Annotated in this window: 16 protein-coding genes; 12 read left to right on the top strand and 4 right to left on the bottom strand. The window is 73.4% G+C overall.

Going from position 1 to position 19,339, the window contains the following annotated elements:
* Positions 1–64: 64 nt before the first annotated feature.
* A complete protein-coding gene (locus IEZ10_RS01500) occupies positions 65–412 on the bottom strand; it encodes a GntR family transcriptional regulator (RefSeq protein WP_179818577.1) in 348 nt (115 codons plus the stop codon).
* 128 nt (positions 413–540) lie between these two features.
* Between IEZ10_RS01500 and IEZ10_RS01505 the strand changes: the two genes are divergently transcribed.
* From IEZ10_RS01505 to IEZ10_RS01545, 9 genes are all read left to right on the top strand, one after another.
* Positions 541–2,028 carry a leucyl aminopeptidase gene (locus tag IEZ10_RS01505; RefSeq protein ID WP_189244608.1) on the top strand — a complete coding sequence of 496 codons (1,488 nt, stop codon included), beginning with the start codon at positions 541–543 and terminating at the stop codon, positions 2,026–2,028.
* 217 nt (positions 2,029–2,245) lie between these two features.
* Entirely contained in the window at positions 2,246–3,625 is a 1,380-nt protein-coding gene (gene lpdA / locus IEZ10_RS01510; RefSeq protein ID WP_189244609.1) for a dihydrolipoyl dehydrogenase, read from the top strand.
* Positions 3,626–3,664: 39 nt separating this feature from the next.
* Positions 3,665–5,116, top strand: coding sequence for a 2-oxoglutarate dehydrogenase, E2 component, dihydrolipoamide succinyltransferase (gene sucB, locus IEZ10_RS01515; protein ID WP_189244610.1), 1,452 nt, complete (start codon positions 3,665–3,667; stop codon positions 5,114–5,116).
* A gap of 297 nt (positions 5,117–5,413) precedes the next feature.
* Positions 5,414–6,307 (top strand): TIGR01777 family oxidoreductase, encoded by an 894-nt coding sequence (locus IEZ10_RS01520; RefSeq protein WP_189244611.1) that lies wholly within the window; start codon positions 5,414–5,416, stop codon positions 6,305–6,307.
* Positions 6,308–6,373: 66 nt separating this feature from the next.
* Positions 6,374–7,111 (top strand): Type 1 glutamine amidotransferase-like domain-containing protein, encoded by a 738-nt coding sequence (locus IEZ10_RS01525; RefSeq protein WP_189244612.1) that lies wholly within the window; start codon positions 6,374–6,376, stop codon positions 7,109–7,111.
* Positions 7,112–7,139: 28 nt separating this feature from the next.
* The gene (gene lipB, locus IEZ10_RS01530; RefSeq protein ID WP_189244613.1) at positions 7,140–7,817 is read left to right on the top strand and encodes a lipoyl(octanoyl) transferase LipB; all 678 of its coding nucleotides are present in this window, start codon (positions 7,140–7,142) and stop codon (positions 7,815–7,817) included.
* 157 nt (positions 7,818–7,974) lie between these two features.
* Positions 7,975–8,904 (top strand): lipoyl synthase, encoded by a 930-nt coding sequence (gene lipA, locus IEZ10_RS01535; RefSeq protein WP_189244614.1) that lies wholly within the window; start codon positions 7,975–7,977, stop codon positions 8,902–8,904.
* 175 nt (positions 8,905–9,079) lie between these two features.
* The gene (locus IEZ10_RS01540) at positions 9,080–9,760 is read left to right on the top strand and encodes a DUF4191 domain-containing protein (RefSeq protein WP_189244615.1); all 681 of its coding nucleotides are present in this window, start codon (positions 9,080–9,082) and stop codon (positions 9,758–9,760) included.
* 15 nt (positions 9,761–9,775) lie between these two features.
* Positions 9,776–10,582 (top strand): class I SAM-dependent methyltransferase, encoded by an 807-nt coding sequence (locus IEZ10_RS01545; protein WP_189244616.1) that lies wholly within the window; start codon positions 9,776–9,778, stop codon positions 10,580–10,582.
* A gap of 41 nt (positions 10,583–10,623) precedes the next feature.
* Here IEZ10_RS01545 and IEZ10_RS01550 read toward each other — a convergent pair whose 3' ends face one another.
* Entirely contained in the window at positions 10,624–11,085 is a 462-nt protein-coding gene (locus IEZ10_RS01550; protein ID WP_189244617.1) for an RDD family protein, read from the bottom strand.
* 261 nt (positions 11,086–11,346) lie between these two features.
* Between IEZ10_RS01550 and glnA the strand changes: the two genes are divergently transcribed.
* The 3 genes from glnA to IEZ10_RS01565 all read left to right on the top strand — a co-directional run bounded on the left by glnA (position 11,347) and on the right by IEZ10_RS01565 (position 14,831).
* Complete coding sequence (gene glnA / locus IEZ10_RS01555) at positions 11,347–12,771, top strand: type I glutamate--ammonia ligase (RefSeq protein WP_189244618.1); 1,425 nt, start codon at positions 11,347–11,349, stop codon at positions 12,769–12,771.
* A gap of 295 nt (positions 12,772–13,066) precedes the next feature.
* The gene (locus tag IEZ10_RS01560) at positions 13,067–13,843 is read left to right on the top strand and encodes a C40 family peptidase (protein WP_189245046.1); all 777 of its coding nucleotides are present in this window, start codon (positions 13,067–13,069) and stop codon (positions 13,841–13,843) included.
* A 13-nt stretch (positions 13,844–13,856) separates the two neighbouring features.
* Positions 13,857–14,831 (top strand): LLM class flavin-dependent oxidoreductase, encoded by a 975-nt coding sequence (locus IEZ10_RS01565; RefSeq protein ID WP_229810836.1) that lies wholly within the window; start codon positions 13,857–13,859, stop codon positions 14,829–14,831.
* A 100-nt stretch (positions 14,832–14,931) separates the two neighbouring features.
* Here the strand turns inward: IEZ10_RS01565 and IEZ10_RS01570 are convergent, their stop codons facing one another.
* Complete coding sequence (locus tag IEZ10_RS01570) at positions 14,932–15,969, bottom strand: hypothetical protein (protein ID WP_229810837.1); 1,038 nt, start codon at positions 15,967–15,969, stop codon at positions 14,932–14,934.
* Positions 15,970–16,138: 169 nt separating this feature from the next.
* Positions 16,139–19,216 carry a bifunctional [glutamine synthetase] adenylyltransferase/[glutamine synthetase]-adenylyl-L-tyrosine phosphorylase gene (locus IEZ10_RS01575; protein WP_189245048.1) on the bottom strand — a complete coding sequence of 1,026 codons (3,078 nt, stop codon included), beginning with the start codon at positions 19,214–19,216 and terminating at the stop codon, positions 16,139–16,141.
* Positions 19,217–19,339: the final 123 nt, after the last annotated feature.

The following is a 19,339-nucleotide window of genomic DNA, read 5'->3' on the forward strand; positions in this document are numbered from 1 at the left end:
GGGTCGGATGAGGGCCGGGTGCGGCCGGGCGGGAGGGGTTCCACCACGGGGGGCCGGGTCCGGGTCACGACAGCTCCCGGATGATGTGGATGACCTCTTCGGGGCCGTAGCCGTACCGGTCGGCCTCGGCGAGCAGCTCGCGTGCCGCCTCCTGCAGCGCCGCGCGCGCGTCGGGCCTGCTGAGCACGCTGACGCCGCGCCCGCGGCGGAACTCCAGCAGGCCCTCGTCGCGCAGCTCGCGCAGCGCCCGCAGCACCGTGTTGACGTTGATCCCGAGCGCGCCCGCCAGGTCCCGGGCGGGCGGGAGCCGGTCGCCCGGGGCGTAGGAGCCCTCGGCGATGGCCCGCCGGATCGACCCGGCCACCTGATCGTGCAGTGGGCGGGGATCGTTCAAGTCCAAAGTGAGCAGCATGGTGATAACTACAGTAGCACCATGCTCTTGATGGTGCTAATAAAAATGGTTTCATCCGGAGACTCACCGATTCGTAGGACGAACCCGCGTTTACGAGTTGCCCCCAAGCACGACTAGCATCGGGCGACGTGACCACTGTGCGGCTGAACTCAACTGACAACGCTGTCTCGTTTGATACCGATGCCCTGGTCGTCGGCGTCCACAGCAGCCCCGACGGTCCCGTCCCCGCTCCGGGGGCCGAGGGCCTCGACGACGCGCTCGGCGGCCGGCTGGCCGCGACCCTCGGCGCCATGGGCGTCAAGGGCAAGGCGGGCGAGATCGCGAAGGTTCCGACCTTCGGCGCGCTGAGCGCCCCCCTCCTGGTCGTCGCCGGTCTCGGCGACGCCCCCGAGGGCGACCACGACCCCGAGGTGCTGCGCCGCGCCGCGGGTGCCGCGACCCGCGCGCTGGCCGGGACCGCCCGGGCCGCGCTCGCCCTGCCCGCCGCCGACGCCGGGCGGACCGGGGCCGTCGCGCTGGGCGCCCTGCTCGGCGCCTACTCCTTCGACAGGTACCGCACCGGCGACGCGCCGACCGCCCCGGTCGGCGAGCTCACCGTGCTGAGCCGCGCCGAGGACGCCCAGGCCGCGGTCGACCGCGCCGTCACCGTGGCCGAGTCCGTCTCCCTCGTCCGCGACCTGGTCAACACCCCGCCCTCCGACCTGTGGCCGGCCCGCTTCGCCGAGATCGCCCAGGAGACCGGCTCGCAGGCGGGCCTGTCGGTGGAGGTCCTCGACGAGAACGAGCTCAAGGAGGCCGGGTTCGGCGGCATCGTCGCCGTCGGTCAGGGCTCGGCCAACCCGCCGCGCCTGGTCCGCCTCGCCTACAGCCACCCCGAGGCCACCAAGCGGGTCGCCTTCGTCGGCAAGGGCATCACCTTCGACTCCGGCGGCCTGTCCCTCAAGCCCACCGCCTCGATGGACTGGATGAAGTCCGACATGGGCGGCGCGGGCGCGGTCTTCGGCGCGCTCGTCGCGATCGCCAGGCTCGGCCTGAAGGTCAACGCGGTCGGCTACCTGTGCCTCGCGGAGAACATGCCGAGCGGCACCGCGCAGCGCCCCTCCGACGTCTTCACCAGCTACGCCGGCAAGACCGTCGAGGTCCTCGACACCGACGCCGAGGGCCGCCTGGTCCTGATCGACGGCATCGCCCGCGCCGGCGAGGACGAGCCCGACGTGATCGTGGACGTCGCCACGCTCACCGGCGCCCAGATCGTGGCGCTCGGCTGGCGTACGGCCGGCGTCATGGCCAACGACGACGAGCTGCGCGAGGCCGTCGTCGAGGTCGCCGGCGAGCAGGGCGAGGCCGCCTGGGGCATGCCCCTGCCGGAGGAGCTCCGCAAGGGCCTGGACTCCCCCGTCGCCGACATCGCCAACCTGCACCCCGAGCGCTTCGGCGGGATGCTGACCGCGGCCATCTTCCTGCGGGAGTTCGTGCCCGCCGGGGTGAGCTGGGCGCACATCGACATGGCCGGTCCCGCCTTCAACAAGGGCGAGCCGCACGGCTACACCCCCAAGGGCGGCACCGGGGCGATCACCCGGACCCTCGTGGGCATCGCCGAGCGCTACGCGGGCTGACCGGCACACCGCCCCGGACGGTGCCCGCGAGCGGGCGGCGCGCGGGGCGGACAAATGAAAAGATGCGGTCGCCGGAGCCCGGCCGACGGGCCGGGTCCCGGCGCGAGCGGCGGTCCGCACCCCGCGGGGCGGACGCGCACGGCGCACCCGCGCCGTTCGCGGGGCGGGCCGGGCGCGACCGTGAAGACGGTATTTCGATCCGACAAGGAGCTTTCCTGTGGCTGATGGCAGCGGCCCCTACGACATCGTCGTCCTGGGGGGCGGCAGCGGGGGGTATGCCTGCGCTCTGCGGGCCGCCGAGCTGGGCAAGAGCGTCGCGCTGATCGAGAAGGACAAGATCGGCGGCACCTGCCTGCACCGGGGGTGCATCCCCACCAAGACCCTCCTGCACTCGGCGGAAGTGGCCGACGAGACCCGGGAGAGCGCGGCGTTCGGCGTCCGGGCCCGTTTCGAGGGCATCGACATGAACGGCGTCCACGCGTTCAAGGACAAGATCGTCAACCGCGCCTGGAAGGGCGTGCAGGGCCTGCTCAAGAGCAAGGGCATCACGATCGTCGAGGGTGAGGGCCGCCTGGCGGGCCCGAACCGCGTGGCCGTCGGCTCGGAGGTCTACGAGGGCCGCAACATCGTGCTGGCCACCGGCTCGGCGCCCCGGACGCTGCCCGGCCTGGAGATCGACGGCGAGCGGGTCATCACCAGCGAGCACGCCCTCAAGCTGGACCGCGTGCCGAGTTCGGTGGTCGTCCTGGGCGGCGGCGTCATCGGCGTGGAGTTCGCCAGCGTCTGGCGTTCCTTCGGCGCCGAGGTGACGATCGTCGAGGCGCTGCCGCACCTGCTGCCCCTGGAGGAGGAGTCCAGCTCCAAGCTGCTGGAGCGGGCCTTCCGCCGCCGCGGCATCAAGCAGGAGCTGGGCGTCTTCTTCGAGAGCGTCAAGACGACCGACACCGGCGTGGTCGTCACGCTCGCCGGCGGCAAGACCCTCGACGCCGAGCTGCTGCTCGTCGCCGTCGGCCGCGGCGCCGTCTCCTCCGGCATGGGCTTCGAGGAGGCCGGGATCGCGATCGAGCGCGGCACCGTCGTGGTGAACGAGTACTGCCAGACCAGTGTCCCGGGCGTCTACGCGGTGGGCGACCTCATCCCCACCCTGCAGCTCGCCCACGCCGGTTTCGCCGAGGGCATCCTGGTGGCCGAGCACATCGCCGGGCTGAACCCGGTGCCGATCGACTACGACGGCGTGCCGCGGATCACCTACTCCGACCCCGAGGTCGCCTCGGTCGGCATCACCTCCGCCCAGGCCCGGGAGCGCGGCCACGAGATCGTGGAGTTCACCTACGACCTGGCGGGCAACCCCAAGAGCCAGATCCTGCAGACGCAGGGCGCGGTCAAGGTCATCAGTGAGAAGGACGGCCCGGTGCTCGGCGTGCACATGGTCGGCCGCCGCGTCGGCGAGCTGGTGACCGAGGGTCAGCTGATCTACAACTGGGAGGCCCTGCCCTCCGAGGTCGCGCAGCTGATCCACGCCCATCCCACCCAGTCCGAGGCCGTCGGCGAGGCCATGCTGGCCCTGGCCGGCAAGCCGCTGCACGTCCACAACTAACCACCGGCCCTCACTCGGAAAGCACGAGAGAAGACACCAATGCCGAAGTCCGTACAGATGCCCCAGCTCGGCGAGAGCGTCACCGAGGGCACCGTCACCCGCTGGCTGAAGAAGGAAGGCGAGCGCGTCGAGGCCGACGAGCCGCTCCTCGAAGTCTCGACCGACAAGGTCGACACCGAGATCCCCTCCCCGGCGTCGGGCGTCCTCACCAAGATCGTCGTCGGTGAGGACGAGACCGTCGAGGTCGGCGCCGAGCTGGCGATCATCGACGAGGGCGGCACGGCCGCCGCGGCCCCGGCCCAGGAGGCCGCCCCGGCCGCCGAGCCGGAGCCGCAGCCCGAGCCCGAGCCGGCCCAGCCGATCTCGTCGATCCCGCAGCCCGCCCCGCAGGCGCCCGCCCCGGCCCCGCAGCCGCAGGTCCAGGCTCCCGCTCCGGCGCCCGCCCCGGCCCCCGCGCCGCAGGCCCCGGCTCCGCAGCAGGCGCCCGCCCCGCAGCAGCAGGCCCCGCAGGCTCCGGCCGGCGAGAGCCCGTACGTCACGCCGCTGGTGCGCAAGCTCGCCAGCGAGCACAACGTCGACCTGGAGACGCTGAACGGCACCGGCGTCGGCGGCCGCATCCGCAAGCAGGACGTCCTGGAGGCCGCCCGCAACCAGCGTGAGCAGGTTCAGGCCCAGGCTCCCGCCCCGCAGGCCGCCGCCCCGCAGGCGCAGCAGGCCCCGCAGGCCGCCGCCCCGGCTCCCGAGCCGGTCGCGGTGGACACCACGCTGCGCGGCCGTACCGAGAAGATGTCGCGGCTGCGCCAGACCATCGCCAAGCGCATGGTGGAGTCGCTGCAGGTCTCGGCCCAGCTCACCACCGTGGTCGAGGTCGACGTCACCAAGATCGCGCGGCTGCGCGACCGGGCGAAGGCCGAGTTCCAGCGGCGCGAGGGCGTCAAGCTGTCGTTCATGCCGTTCTTCGCCCTCGCCACCATCGAGGCGCTCAAGCAGCACCCGAAGCTGAACGCCACGATCAACAGCGAGACCAACGAGGTCACCTACTTCGACGCCGAGCACCTGGCCTTCGCGACCGACACCGAGCGCGGCCTGATCGTCCCGGTGATCAAGGACGCCGGTGACCTCAACATCGCCGGGCTGGCCCGTAAGATCGCCGACCTGGCCGAGCGCACCCGCACCAACAAGGTGAGCCCGGACGAGCTGACCGGCGGCACGTTCACGCTGACCAACACCGGCAGCCGCGGCGCGCTGTTCGACACGCCGATCCTCAACCAGCCGCAGGTCGGCATGCTGGGCACCGGCGCGGTCGTCAAGCGCCCGGTGGTCGTGGACACCCCCGACGGCGAGGTCATCGCCGTCCGCTCGATGGTGTACCTCGCGCTCAGCTACGACCACCGCCTGGTCGACGGCGCCGACGCCGCCCGCTTCCTGACGACGATCAAGCGTCGCCTGGAGGAGGGCCGCTTCGAGAACCAGCTGGGCCTGAACGCCTAGTCACTCCGGTTCCCCGTTCCGGGCCGGTCCGCGTCACGCGGGCCGGCCCGGTCCGTTCTCCCGGGACCCCGGCGATCCGGGCCGTCTCCCGGAAGGCCGTGACCCGGAAGGCCGTGGCCCGGAGTCCCGGCCGCCGTTCCGGGTCGGCGCGTCCGCCCGGAGTCCCCGGTCACCGCCGCAGCGCCGCGTGCCCGCCGGACGGTCCGCCGTCCCGGGCTCCGGTACGGCCGCGCCCGGGTGAATCCGGCGGCCTCCGCCTCCCGAAGACCGGAGGGGAGGTCGATTACATTGGACGATATGACGATCATCGTGACCGGCTCGTCGGGCCTGCTGGGATCCGCCCTGGTCCGGTCCCTGCGGGCCGACGGCACGCGGGTGGTCAGGCTCGTACGACGGGCGCCGCGGGGCCCGGACGAGGCGTTCTGGGACCCGGCGGAGGGGACTCTCGACCCGGCCGTGCTGGAGGGCGCCCGCGCCGTGGTCCACCTCGCCGGGGCGGGCATCGGCGACCGGCGCTGGAACGAGGCGTACAAGCGCGAGATCGTCCGCAGCCGGGTGGAGGGGACCGCGACCGTCGCCAGGGCCCTGGCGGAGCTGCCGGCCGGGCCGGCGCTGCTGTCGGCCTCGGCGACCGGTTTCTACGGCGACACCGGCGACCGCGAGGTGGATGAGACGTCCCCGGCGGGCTCCGGCTTCCTCGCCCGGGACGTCGTGGCACCCTGGGAGGCCGCGACCCGGCCCGCCGCCGAGGCGGGCGTCCGGGTGGCGCTGCTGCGCACCGGGCTGGTGCTGAGCCGCGACGGCGGCCTGCTGACCAGGATCCTGCCCCTCTTCCGGGCCGGGACGGGCGCCCCGCTGGGGTCCGGCCGGCAGTACATGTCGTGGATCTCCCTCGACGACTGGGTGGGGGCCGTGCGGTACATTCTGAACGACCCGGAGATGTCGGGGCCGGTCAACCTCACCGCGCCGGAACCGGTGACCAACGAGCGGTTCACCAGGGCGCTCGGGCGGGCCGTGCACCGGCCGACGATGCCGGTGGCCGTACCCGGCTTCATGTTGCGCGCGGTCCTCGGCGAGTTCGCCGAGGAGGGCGTGCTGATCGGCCAGCGGGTGCTGCCGCGGCGGCTGCTGGAGGCGGGGTACCCGTTCCGGCATATCCGTCTCGACGACGCACTCGCCGCCATACTCTAGGGTCCGTTTCCCCGGGGTCCGTTTCTCCGGGGCCCGTTTCCGCCGAAGTCATCGGGAGATCAACATATGGCCAGGTCCGGGCAGTCGCACATCCTCGCCATCGGGGGCGGCTCCTTCCGCCAGACCGAGCGCCACGGGTTCATCGAGGCGAGCCCGCTGCTGCGCTACGCCCTCGACCTGACCGGGCAGGACCGCCCCAGGCTGGGCCTGCTGGCCACCGCCACGGGTGACGACGCCGACTGGCTGCTGAAGATGTACGGCGCGTTCCGCGACTGGGACGTCGAGGTCAGCCACCTGACCGTGTTCCCGATGCCCAACGTCGCCGACCCGCGCGAGTGGATCCTCAGCCAGGACGCCATCTACGTCAGCGGCGGCAGCGTGGCCAACCTCGCGGCGCTGTGGCGGCTGCACGGCCTGGACGACGCGTTCGCCGAGGCGTGGCGGGCGGGCGTGGTGCTGTCCGGGCAGAGCGCCGGGGCGCTGTGCTGGCACGTGGGCGGCAACACCGACTCCTTCGGCCCCGAGCTCCGGGTGTGGGCCGACGGCCTCGGGCTGCTCCCCTACTCCTGCGGCGTGCACTACGACTCCGACCCGCAGCGCCGCGAGCTGCTGCACGGGTCGGTGGCCTCGGGCGAGCTGCCGGGCGGCTACGCCGCCGACGAGGGCGTCGGGCTGCACTACGTCGGCACCGAGTTCATCCAGGCCGTCACCGTCTCCCCGAAGGGCTACGCCTACCGGGTCGAGCACGACGGCGCCGGAGGGGTCAAAGAGCTCCGCATCGAGCCCCGGCTTCTCACCGCATGAGCGGGGCCGGGTCAACTACTCTTGGTACGTGAGTGACCTGGCGATAGTCCGTCTCGGTGTCGACTTCCCCTACGAACAGGCATGGGATCTTCAGCGGCGGCTCCACGCCCGCCGGGTGGCCGGTGAGATCCCCGACACCTGCCTGCTGCTCGAACACGCGCCGGTCTACACGGCCGGCAAGCGCACCGCCCCCGGCGAACGGCCCACGGATGGCACCCCGGTCATCGACGTCGACCGGGGTGGCCGGATCACCTGGCACGGTCCCGGCCAGCTCGTCGGCTACCCCATCGTCAAGCTCGGCGGGCCGCTCGACGTGGCCTCCTACGTCCGGCTGCTGGAGGAGACCCTGCTCGGCGTCTGCGCCGACTTCGGGGTGCCCGCCGTACAGGTGCCGGGGCGCAGCGGCGTCTGGGTGGCCGGCGACCCCTCGCACGGCCTGCCGGACCGCCGGGTCGGCGCGGTGGGCATCCGGGTGTCGCGGGGCGTGACGATGCACGGGTTCTCGCTCGACTGCGCCAACGACCCGAGCTGGTACAACCGGATCGTCCCGTGCGGGATCAGCGACGCCGGGGTGTCCTCCCTGTCGGCCGAGACCGGCCGCCGGATCGTGGTGGACGAGGTCACGCCGTACGCCGAGAAGCGCCTGGCCGAGGCGCTCGGCGCGCGGGCCTTCGAGTTGTTCGAGGAGGACCTCTTCCGCCCCTAGGCGCGCCGGGGGCGGCTCGGGAGGCGGGGCCGGGGAACCCCGGACCGGGGGGCGGGGCCCGAGGGCCCGATCCGCCGCGCGGGGCGGGCGGCGCGCCGCAGGTCGCCACGGGGTGCCGGGTGCGTCCGCTGTCCGCCGGGGACATAAGCTGAATGGCGTGACCGTTGCTCCTGAAGGCCGAAAGCTCCTCCGCCTGGAGGTTCGCAACAGCCAGACCCCCATCGAGCGCAAGCCCCCGTGGATCAAGACCCGGCTGAAGACGGGCCCTGAGTACACCGAGCTGAAGTCGCTGGTGAGACGCGAGGGTCTGCACACGGTTTGCGAAGAGGCCGGCTGTCCTAACATCTACGAGTGCTGGGAGGACCGCGAGGCCACGTTCCTCATCGGCGGCGACCAGTGCACCCGGCGCTGCGACTTCTGCCAGATCGACACCGGCAAGCCCGCCGAGTACGACACCGACGAGCCGCGCAGGGTCGCCGAGTCGGTCCAGCAGATGGGCCTGCGCTACGCCACCGTGACCGGCGTCGCCCGCGACGACCTGCCCGACGGCGGAGCGTGGCTGTACGCCGAGACCGCCCGGCAGATCCACGCGATGGTGCCCGGCTGCGGCGTCGAGCTGCTGGTGCCCGACTTCAACGGCGACCAGGCCCAGCTGGAGGAGGTCTTCTCCGCCCGGCCCGAGGTGTTCGCCCACAACATCGAGACCGTGCCGCGGATCTTCAAGCGCATCCGCCCCGCGTTCCGCTACGAGCGGTCCCTGGAAGTGATCACCAAGGCCCGGCGGGCCGGTCTGGTGACCAAGTCCAACCTGATCCTCGGCATGGGCGAGGAGCGCGAGGAGGTCCTGCAGGCCATGCGCGACCTCCACGAGGCCGGGTGCGACCTGCTGACCGTCACCCAGTACCTCCGCCCCACCCCGCGCCACCACCCGGTGGACCGCTGGGTGAAGCCGGAGGAGTTCGTCGAGCTGCAGAAGGAGGCCGAGGCCATCGGTTTCGCCGGGGTCCTGTCCGGCCCGCTGGTCCGCTCCTCCTACCGCGCCGGCCGTCTGTACCAGCAGGCCATCGAGGCCCGCCAGAACGCCTGAGGCCGTCGTACGGCCCGCCGTACCGCCGCGTGCCCGCGCCGCCGTACGGCTCCCGGCCGCGCCGCCGTGCGCCCGTGCCGCCGTGTGCTCACGGCGGCGCGGGCGGGGGCCGGACCGGTCGGCCACCAGGTCACGTTTTCATCTCTTGCCCACTCGATTTGTATCCTTCATAACTATGGCGAAGAAGCCCGAAGACCAAGAGCGCCCGGGGCGCGTCAAGCAGCTCCGCATGATCGCTCAGATCATCAAGCAGGCCAACCCCAAGGGGATGCCGATCGTCTACGCGTCGGCGCTCGGCACGCTTGTGCTGTTCGTCGTGCTCGGTCTGGTCACGGGCTGGTTCTGGTACCTCCTCCTCATCGGGGTGATGGCGGCCCTCATCGTCGGGCTGGTCGTCTTCGGCCAGCTCGCCCAGCGGGCCCAGTACTCCATGCTGCAGGGCCAGCCGGGCGCCGCCGCGGCGATCCTGCAGAGCATGCGCGGCAACTGGGAGGTGACCCCGGCCGTCGCGGTCAACCGCGACCAGGACATCGTTCACCGCGTGGTCGGCTACCCCGGCATCGTCCTGGTCTCCGAGGGACCGGGCTCGCGGGTGCAGCGGATGCTCGTCGCGGAGAAGAAGCGCGTCCAGCGGGTCGCGCTCGACGTCCCGGTCTACGACATCCAGTCCGGTGACGGCGAGGGGCAGATCCCGATCGCCAAGCTGCAGCGGCACCTGATGAAGCTGCCGCGCAACCTCAAGAAGCCCGCCGTCTACGAGGTCAACAACCGGCTGAAGGCGCTCCCGCAGACGCTGCCGATGCCCAAGGGCCCGCTGCCGCGCGGCGGCCGGATGCCCCGCCCGAAGATGCGCTGACGGGCCGGCCCGCCGATGGACCTCGCAGGGGTGGCACGGCGCCGGGTGGACGCCGCCGGCACCTCCCGGGCCAACCGCGGCTGGTGGGACTCCGCCGCCGACGACTACCAGGCCGAGCACGGCGGTTTCCTGCGCGACGCGGGCTTCGTCTGGTGCCCGGAGGGCCTGGACGAGGCCGACGCGCGCCTGCTGGGCGACGTCGGGGGCAAGGACGTCCTGGAGATCGGCTGCGGTGCCGGGCAGTGCGGCCGGTGGCTGACCGCGCAGGGCGCCAGGGTCGCGGCCTTCGACCTGTCCTTCCGTCAGCTCCAGCACTCCCGCCGGATCGACCTGGGCGGTGGCGGCGGCGAGCCGCTGCCGGTGGTCCAGGCCGACGCCGAGGCCATGCCGTTCGCCGGGGAGTCGTTTGACCTGGCGTGTTCGGCGTACGGCGCGCTGCCGTTCGTCGCCGACGCCGGGGCGGTGCTCCGCGAGGCCCGCCGGGTGCTGCGTCCCGGGGGGCGCCTGGTCTTCTCGGTCAGCCACCCGATCCGCTGGGCCTTCCCCGACGACCCGGGCCCGCGCGGCCTGACCGCCGACCGGTCCTACTTCGACCGCTCCCCGTACGTGGAGGTCGGCGACGACGGGCGGCCGTCCTACGTCGAGCACCACCGCACGCTGGCCGACTGGGTCGGGCACGTCGTCGCCTCCGGGCTGGTCCTGGAGGGGCTGGTGGAGCCGGAGTGGCCGGACGGCCACGAGCGCGAGTGGGGCGGCTGGAGCCCGTTGCGCGGCCGCCATCTGCCGGGCACCGCGATCTTCAGCTGCGCCCGGCCCGCCTGACCGCCGCTCCGCACCCTGGTCGCGGGTCTCGGTCGCGGAGCTCAGATGCGCACGACCACGGTGCCGGCCGCGCGGTCGTGCAGGCCGCGCTGGTCGCGGTCCCAGATCAGGGCCGGTACGGCCAGGCAGAGCAGCACCGTCCGCACCACCACGGAGAGGAAGGGCGGCCGTCCGCCGCCGAGCGCGGCGACCCGGATGCCGAGCAGGCGCATGCCGAAGGTCGTGCCGATCGTGCCGACCAGCAGGATGTACTCGGCCGCCAGGACCAGGAGCGGGACCCAGCTCCCCTGGGTGGGGTCGATCCGCAGCAGCCCCTGGGTGATGGCCCAGGCGCAGATCAGCCAGTCGATCACCAGCGCGCCGAGCCTGCGGCCGAACCCCGCGACCGACCCGCTGCCGTGCTCGGGCAGGCCGAGCCGTTCCCCCGGGTAACCGAGGTCGACTCCTGCCGATCGGACGCCGCCGAGCCACGTCTGGGTCCAGCGGGGTTGCCTGCTGCTCATGCCCCAACGGTATCCGCCCGTGCCGCCGCCCCCGAATCCGCCCGCGCCGGTTACCGGGACCGTACGGGCGGGGGCGGACAGGAGTCGGCGACTGGACGTGAAACTCCGGCAAAAGTCGATGTATCGGCGCAACCGGACGTGTCCGGGCGACTACCGTGGACGGAGGTCGTGCTTAACATGAGTGAAACAGTCGAGACACGGGGTGGTAACGGCGCAGTCCTACGTTCGGCACTGTCAGCCCGTGTCCCTTGGGAGGTTCGCGTGTTCAACTCCGCCGACGACGTCCTGAATTTCATCAGGGACGAAGGCGTGCAGTTCGTCGACGTCAGGTTCACCGACCTGCCGGGGACGACGCATCACTTCACCTTCCCCGCGGAGAACTTCGGGGCCGGCGTCTTCACCGACGGTCTGATGTTCGACGGCTCGTCCATCCGCGGCTTCCAGGCCATCCACGAGTCGGACATGCTGCTGCTGCCCGACCCGTCCACCGCGGTCCTGGACCCCTTCCGGCAGCACAAGACGCTCAACATCAACTTCTTCGTGCACGACCCGCTGACGGGCGAGGCCTACAGCCGCGACCCGCGCAACGTGGCCCGCAAGGCGGAGGAGTATCTCAAGGGCACCGGCATCGCCGACACGGTCTACTTCGGCCCCGAGGCCGAGTTCTACATCTTCGACGACGTGCGGTTCGAGACCAGCGCCCACTCGAGCTTCTACCACATCGACTCCATCGAGGGCGCCTGGAACACCGGCAAGGCCCAGGACGGCGGCAACCTCGGCTACAAGCCGCGCTTCAAGGGCGGCTACTTCCCGGTGCCGCCGATGGACCACTTCACCGACCTGCGCTCGGAAATGGTGCGCCGCCTCATCGACGCCGGCGTCGAGGTGGAGATGCAGCACCACGAGGTCGGCACCGCCGGCCAGGCGGAGATCGACTTCCGCTTCAACACGCTGCTCAAGTCCGCCGACACGATGATGCTGTACAAGTACATCGTCAAGAGCACGGCGCAGGAGTACGGCCACACGGTCACGTTCATGCCCAAGCCGATCTTCGGGGACAACGGCTCCGGCATGCACTGCCACCAGTCGCTGTGGAAGGACGGCGAGCCGCTGTTCTACGACGAGGTGGGCTACGCCGGCCTGTCGGACACCGCCCGCTACTACATCGGCGGCCTGCTCAGGCACGCCCCGTCGCTGCTGGCCTTCACCAACCCGACGATCAACTCCTACCACCGCCTGGTCCCGGGCTACGAGGCGCCGGTCAACCTGGTCTACTCCCAGCGCAACCGCTCGGCGTGCATCCGCATCCCGATCACCGGGTCCAACCCCAAGGCCAAGCGCATCGAGTTCCGCGTGCCGGACCCGTCCTGCAACCCGTACTTCGCCTTCGCCGCCCAGCTCATGGCCGGCATCGACGGCATCCGTAACAAGATCGAGCCGGCCGAGCCGGTCGACAAGGACCTGTACGAGCTTCCTCCGGAGGAGGCCCGTGACATCCCGCAGGTGCCGGGCTCGCTGCCGGAGGTGCTGGCCGCGCTGGAGGCCGACCACGAGTACCTGCTGGAGGGCGGCGTGTTCACGCCGGACCTGATCGAGACCTGGATCTCCTACAAGCGCGAGAACGAGATCGACCCGCTGCGTCTGCGCCCGCACCCGCACGAGTTCGAGCTGTACTACGACGTCTGACCGGTCACCGCGCGGCCGGCCTCGCGAGGAGTGACGCGAGGCCGGCGCCGCGCGGTCGTGGAATCGAAGAGCCCGTGGCAAGGCCGTGTGCCTTGCCACGGGCTTTCCGTTCTCTCCCCCGCTCCCGCCGATCCCCTCCCCGCTCCCGATGGCTCCTCCCCGCTCCCGCCGATCTCCCCGCTCCCGATGGCTCCTCCCGGTTCGGGCGGGTCGGTGAAAGGGACGATCGAGCGCGACTGGCGAGTGGATTAGGCAGAATTGACCTGACTTGCGCCGAGGAGCGGGGGTGAGCGGGATGGCGCGGATCTCGCGGAACGACCCGGACGGCCGGGCCGCGGTGGACACGGCGCGGCCCGGAGGCGGCACCGGACGCCGCGATCCGGCGGCCTTGGCGGACCCGACGGCCGCAGGCGGCCCGGACCGGCGCCGCAGGCGGGCGGTCGCGGCCGTGCTCGCGGGGGTCCTGGCGCTCACCAGCGGTTCCGCGCCTCTCCTGCCGGCCGCCCTGAACCGGGTGACGTCCATCGCCTTCTCGATCGAGGCCGGGGGCCACCGGCCGGGCTGGTCCGGCGGGTCGATCCCCTACTCCTGGGGCGGCGGCCACGACGCCGCGCCCGGCCCCTCCTACGGCACCTGCCAGGGCTACACCGGCCGGATCCGGCCCTGCCCGGCCACCACGACCCTGGGCCTCGACTGCTCCGGGCTGGCCAGGTGGGTCTACCACCTGGCCTACGGCCGCGACGTCCTGGGGCCGGGCAACACCGACGACCACGTCAGACGGCTCACCCGGGTGCCGGCCGACCAGGCCCGCCCCGGTGACCTGGTGTTCTACGGCAAGGTCGGCAAGCGTACGGTGAAGACGCACCACGTCGGCATCTACGTCGGCGGGGGTGAGATGGTGAACGCGCTGCGGACCGGCACCGAGGTGCGGATCGACCCGGTCACCGCCGTCAAGGGCCTCGCCGGCTACTTCCGCTACCTGCCCCCCTTGGGGCCCGAGGCGACCCCCCGGATCGGCGCCGTGGACCGTCCCGCCCTCCGTGACCGTCCGGGCGCCTTCCCGCTACGGTGAGGATCCCGCGAAGATGATCTCAGGAGTCCCCATGCGCCTCGGCGTCATGTTCGACCGCGACCTCCCCCCGGAGTCGCTCGTTCCCTTCTGCCGCCACCTCGACGCCACGGAGGTGGACGACGTCTGGGTGGTCGAGGACCTCGGCTGGACGGGGGCCATCTCGTCGGCCGCCACCGCGCTCGCCGTGACCGGGCGGATCCGGGTCGGCATCGGGATCACCCCGGCCCCGCTGCGCAACCCGGTCCTGCTGGCCATGGAGCTGGGCAACCTGGCGCGCATGCATCCGAACCGGCTCGCCGCCGGGATCGGCCACGGCGTCCAGGACTGGATGCGGCGGGCGGGCGCGGCCGTGCCCTCGCCGCTGACGCTGCTGGAGGAGACCGTCCTGGCGGTCCGGGCGCTGCTGCGCGGCGAGACGGTCACCACGCGGGGCCGGGCCGTACGGCTCGACGGGATGCGGCTGGTGCATCCGCCGGCTGTACCGCCGCCGGTGCTCGCCGGGGTGATGGGGCCGCGCTCGCTGGAGCTGTCCGGGCGGGTGGCGCAGGGGACGATCCTGCCGGAGGGGTTCGGCCCCGAGCGGATCGCCGGGGCCCGCGAGCTGATCGGCGCCGGCGGGCGCGGACCGGCGCTCCCCGCCCCGGGCGGCGGCGGGCGGGCCGCCGGCGGCGGTCCGGACGGCGAGCGCGGCCCGGACGGCGGTGACCGCCCGGACGGCGGCCACGAGGTGGCGGTGTTCACCCACCTGTACGTCGGCGACGACCCCGCGCGGGTCCGCGAGGCCGTCCGGCCCTCCGCCGAGGAGACGGCGTCGTTCCTGGGCATCGCCCCGGACGAGGCGCCGATGGCCGCGGGCACGGCGAAGGAGGCGGCCGAGCACGTCAGGGCGCTGTGGGCGGCGGGGGCCGGCACGGTGGTGCTCCGCCCGATCGGCGACGACCCCCTGGTCCACGTGGACCGGATCCTGGCGGCGCTGCGCGACGGCTGACCCCGCCCGGCGCGGAGACACCACGGGGACGGCCGCCGGAACCGCGGGGGACCGTCCCGGGCCGCCGCGCCGTCCCGGGCCGCCGTAGCCGTACCGGGCCCTATCCGGAGCGGCGGCCGCGCAGGCCGGTCAGGCGGCGCAGGACGTCCCACCAGAAGGACGCGCCGAACAGCAGGGCGACCACGGTGATCAGGTATCCGGGCCAGTGGCCGGGGCTGATCAGCCGGTCCCACCACGAGGCGCCGTTCCAGTTGAAAGAGGGGTCGCGCTCGCCGTCCGGGGGGATCGTCACGCTCACCAGGGAGTGGTCGAAGATCTTGACCAGCGCCGGCGAGCTGAACGCCTCGGTCACGCAGTCGTACGGCTCGGCGGTGCCGGACACGGCGCACTTCTCCCGCAGCGCCGCGAGGCCCTCGCCGCCGCCTCCGGCTATGGCGGCCACCCCGGCCCGGTAGGCGTTGTCGCGCAGCAGGGTCTTGCCGTACTCCAGGGAGTCCATGCCGAACACCAGCGTCAGCGCCAGCGCGAGGGCGAAGATCACCCACTTGACGTAGCGGCGGTACAGCCCGGACAGCCGTTCCATCTCGCCGTCGAACCAGCTCTCCACGCCCTTGCGGAACCGGCCGAGGTCGCGCTGGGCGCTCTCCCAGACGCCCCGCAGGTGGCCGGCCAGTGGGCTGCCGATGGCCTCCAGCTTGGCGAGCAGGCCCTCGACCCCGCCCTCCTCGGCGGCGACCAGCTCCATCACCGCCCCGGAGAACCGCTCGGGCGGGATGTCCGAGATGCTGGTCCGCGCGCCCTTGGGGTGGTCGATCTCACGCAGCCGCTCGTACAGACGCTCGGTCATGTCCACCCGCGGGGCGGGCACCGGCTCGACGACCGGCGGCGCGGGCTCCGCCTCGTGGCGGGGGCGCGGGTCGGCGCCGGAGAACGGCAGCCGGGCGAAGACGTCCGTCACCTTCGCCGGAACCCACGACCGGCCGTCCCCCCGGCCGCCGTCCAGGGTGTCACGGAGGTAGGCCCAGAGGAACTTGCTACGGATGCCGAACAGCCGGACGAGGGCCTCGTTGGCCCCGCTCACCATGAGCGAGAGGAACAGGAAGGCAAGCACCAGGCCGATGGCCAGGTCGATGTACACCGATATCAATGTGGATCACCCGCACCGTTGATACACGTCCGTCCCATCGGGCGCAACGGGATCGGCGAAAGAGACGGGGACGACCCGGAGCGGCCACAGCGAACCCTCGCACCGGGACACCGTCCCGGAGCGGCCCGCGGACCGGGATCATGGAGGCCGGCGGCGTCGGTCAGTCCTCGTAGAAAGCCCGTTCCATGACGCGCCGGGCGCGGCGGGTGACGCGGCGGTAGTCCTCCACGAAGTCCTCGGTGCCGTCCGGCGGGTAGCCCAGGGCCTGGGAGATGAGCGCGCGCTCGCGGACGTCCACCGGGATGGAGTCGGCGGCCCTGCCCCTGACCAGGACGATGGCGTTGCGGACGCGCGAGGCGAACCGCCACGCCTCGGCGAGCGCGGCCTCGTCGTCGGACGGCAGCAGGTCCTCGGCGACGGCGGCGCGCAGCGCCTCCAGGGTGCGGGTGGTCCGCAGCGACGGCAGCCGCCCGGCGTGGCGGAGCTGGAGGAGCTGGGCCACCCACTCCACGTCGGACAGCCCGCCCGGGCCGAGCTTGGTGTGCAGGGCCGGGTCGGCGCCGCGCGGCAGCCGCTCCGCCTCCATGCGGGCCTTGAGCCTGCGGATCTCCCGCACGGCGGGGTCGGGGATGCCGCCGGCCGGATAGCGCAGCGGGTCGGCCAGCTCCAGGAAGGCGACGCCGAGCGAGGCGTCGCCGGCCGAGAGCCTGGCCCGCAGCAGCGCCTGCGACTCCCACGGCGACGACCAGCGCCGGTAGTAGGCGGCGTAGGAGGCGAGGGTGCGCACCAGCGGCCCCTGGCGGCCCTCGGGGCGCAGGTCGGGGTCGATGAGCAGCGGCGGGTCGGGGGCGGGCAGCGCCAGCAGGCGCCGCAGCTCGTTGGCCACCGCGTGGGCGCCGGCGGTGGCGTCCCGCTCGGCGACGCCCTCCAGGGGCGAGTGAACGAACATCACGTCCGCGTCGCTGCCATAGGAGGGCTCGGCGCCGCCGAGGCGGCCCATGGCGATCACCGCGAACCTCGTGCCCAGCGGGGCGCGCCGTTCCATCTCGACCTTGTCGACCGCGGCGTCCAGCGCGGCCTGGAGGGTGGCGTCGTTCAGCGCCGACAGCGCCTGGCCGACCCGTTCGACGTCGAGGTGCCCGGTGAGGTCGGCGACGGCCGTGCGGAACAGCTCGCGGCGGCGCAGGCCGCGCACCGCGGCGACCGCGTTCTCGGCCGTCGTCTGGCGGCCCGCCGTGGCCCGCGCCTCGCTCAGCAGCGCCTCCGGGGGGCGGGGGGCCAGCTCGGCGTCCGAGCCGAGCATCGCCACCGCCTCGGGGGCGTTCAGCAGCAGCCCGGTGGCGTAGCGGCTGGTGCCCAGCAGCCGGGCGAGCCGCTCGGCCACCGCGGTCTCGTCGCGCAGCAGCCGCAGGTACCACGGGGTGGTGCCGAGTTCGTCGGAGACCTGCCGGAAGCCCAGCAGTCCGGCGTCGGGGTCGGGGGCGTCGGCGAACCAGCCGAGCATGACCGGCAGCAGGGTCCGCTGGATCGCCGCGCGGCGGGAGACGCCGCTGGTGAGGGCGCTGATGTGGCGCAGCGCCCCGGCGGGGTCGGTGTAGCCGAGCGCCTCCAGCCTCGCCTGGGCCGCGGCGGCCGACAGCCGGGTCTCGGACTCGGGCAGCCGGGCCACGGCCAGCAGCAGCGGCCGGTAGAACAGCTTCTCGTGCAGCCGCCGGGCCTCCATGGCGTGCCGCCGCCAGCGGGCGGTGAACGCCTCCACCGGGTCGCCGGCCATGCCCAGCGCCCGGCCCAGCCGCCGCAGGTCGGCGGGGTCCGCGGGCACGACGTGGGTACGGCGCAGCCGGTGGAGCTGGAGCAGGTGCTCGACCCGGCGCAGGAACGCGTACGCCTCGGCGAGGGCCTTGGCGTCGTCGCGGCCGACGTAGCCGCCGCGCGACAGGGCGGCGAGCGCGGGGAGTGTGGCGCGGCGGCGCAGCAGCGGGTCCAGACGGCCGTGAACGAGCTGGAGGAGCTGGACGGCGAACTCGATGTCGCGCAGGCCCCCGGGTCCCAGTTTGAGCTGGCGTTCGGCGGCCTCGCCGGTGTCCCTGCGGACGTGGTCCTCGACCCGCCGGCGCATGGCCTGCACGTCCTCGACGAACTTCTCGCGGGTGGCGGCCTGCCAGACCATCTCGTTCGCCGCCTCGACGTACCGCTCGCCGAGCTCGGTGTCGCCGGCGACCGGCCGGGCCTTCAGCAGCGCCTGGAACTCCCACGTCTTGGCCCAGCGCCGGTAGTAGGCCAGGTGGCTGGCGAGGGTGCGGACCAGCGGTCCGGCCTTGCCCTCGGGGCGCAGCGCGGCGTCCACCTCCCACAGCGCGCCCTCGGGGGTGGTGGCCGAGCAGGCCCGCATCATGCCCTGGGCCAGGCGGGTGGCGTGCCGGACCGCCTCGGTCTCGTCGCCGCCCTCCTCGGCCGGCTCGGCGACGAAGACGACGTCGACGTCGCTGATGTAGTTCAGCTCGCGGGCCCCGCACTTGCCCATCCCGATGACGGCCAGCCGTACCGCTTCGGAGCCGGGGTGCTCGGCCCGCGCGACGGCGAGGCCCGCCTCCAGCGCGGCCCCGGCCAGGTCGGACAGCTCGGAGGTGACCTCCGCGAGGGAGGCGGCGCCGGTGACGTCGCGGGCGGCCAGGTGGAGCAGCCGGCCGCGGTAGGCGACGCGCAGCGCCGACAGCGTCTCGGTGCCGTGCCCGGCTGCGCGGGGCCGGGGGTCGCCGGGGTCGGCGCCGACCGCGCGCAGCAGCCCGGCCCGCAGGTCCCGGGAGGCGGGGCGCCGTACGGCCCGCTCGCCGGCGAGGAGGGCGACGTGCTCGGGGTGCCTGACCAGGTGCTCGCCGAGGGCGGCGCTGACGCCGAGGACGCCGAGCAGCCTCGCGCGCAGGCCCGGGTCGGCGCGGAGCGCGCCGAGGAGGCCGGGGCCGGCGGAACCGCTCGGATCTCCAGAGCCGCCCGAGCCGCTCGGATCTCCAGAGCCGCCCGAGCCGCTCGGATCTCCGGAGCCGCCGGGGCCTCCGGGGTTCCGTTCGGCGAGCCGGGTGAGGGAGGTGAGGGCCAGGTCGGGGTCGGCCGTGCCGACCAGGGCGTCGAGCAGGTCCAGGTCACCGGCCGCCTCGGGTCCCAGCTCGCCGAGCAGCCGCTCGGCCCTGGCTCCGTCGGCGAAGCCGAGCCGGGCCAGCCGCCCGGCGGTCGTCTGCATGCGTGGCACGGTCTCCACCGGCCCTCCGTCGTCTTCACGGTCACGAGTCGTCTTCACGGTCACCAGCGCGGGTGACGCCCTGACGGTCCGCCCCGGCGGCCGGGGACGCACGGCGGTGACCTT

The organism is Streptosporangium pseudovulgare, assembly GCF_014648055.1.
Classification (GTDB): Bacteria; Actinomycetota; Actinomycetes; order Streptosporangiales; family Streptosporangiaceae; genus Streptosporangium; species Streptosporangium pseudovulgare.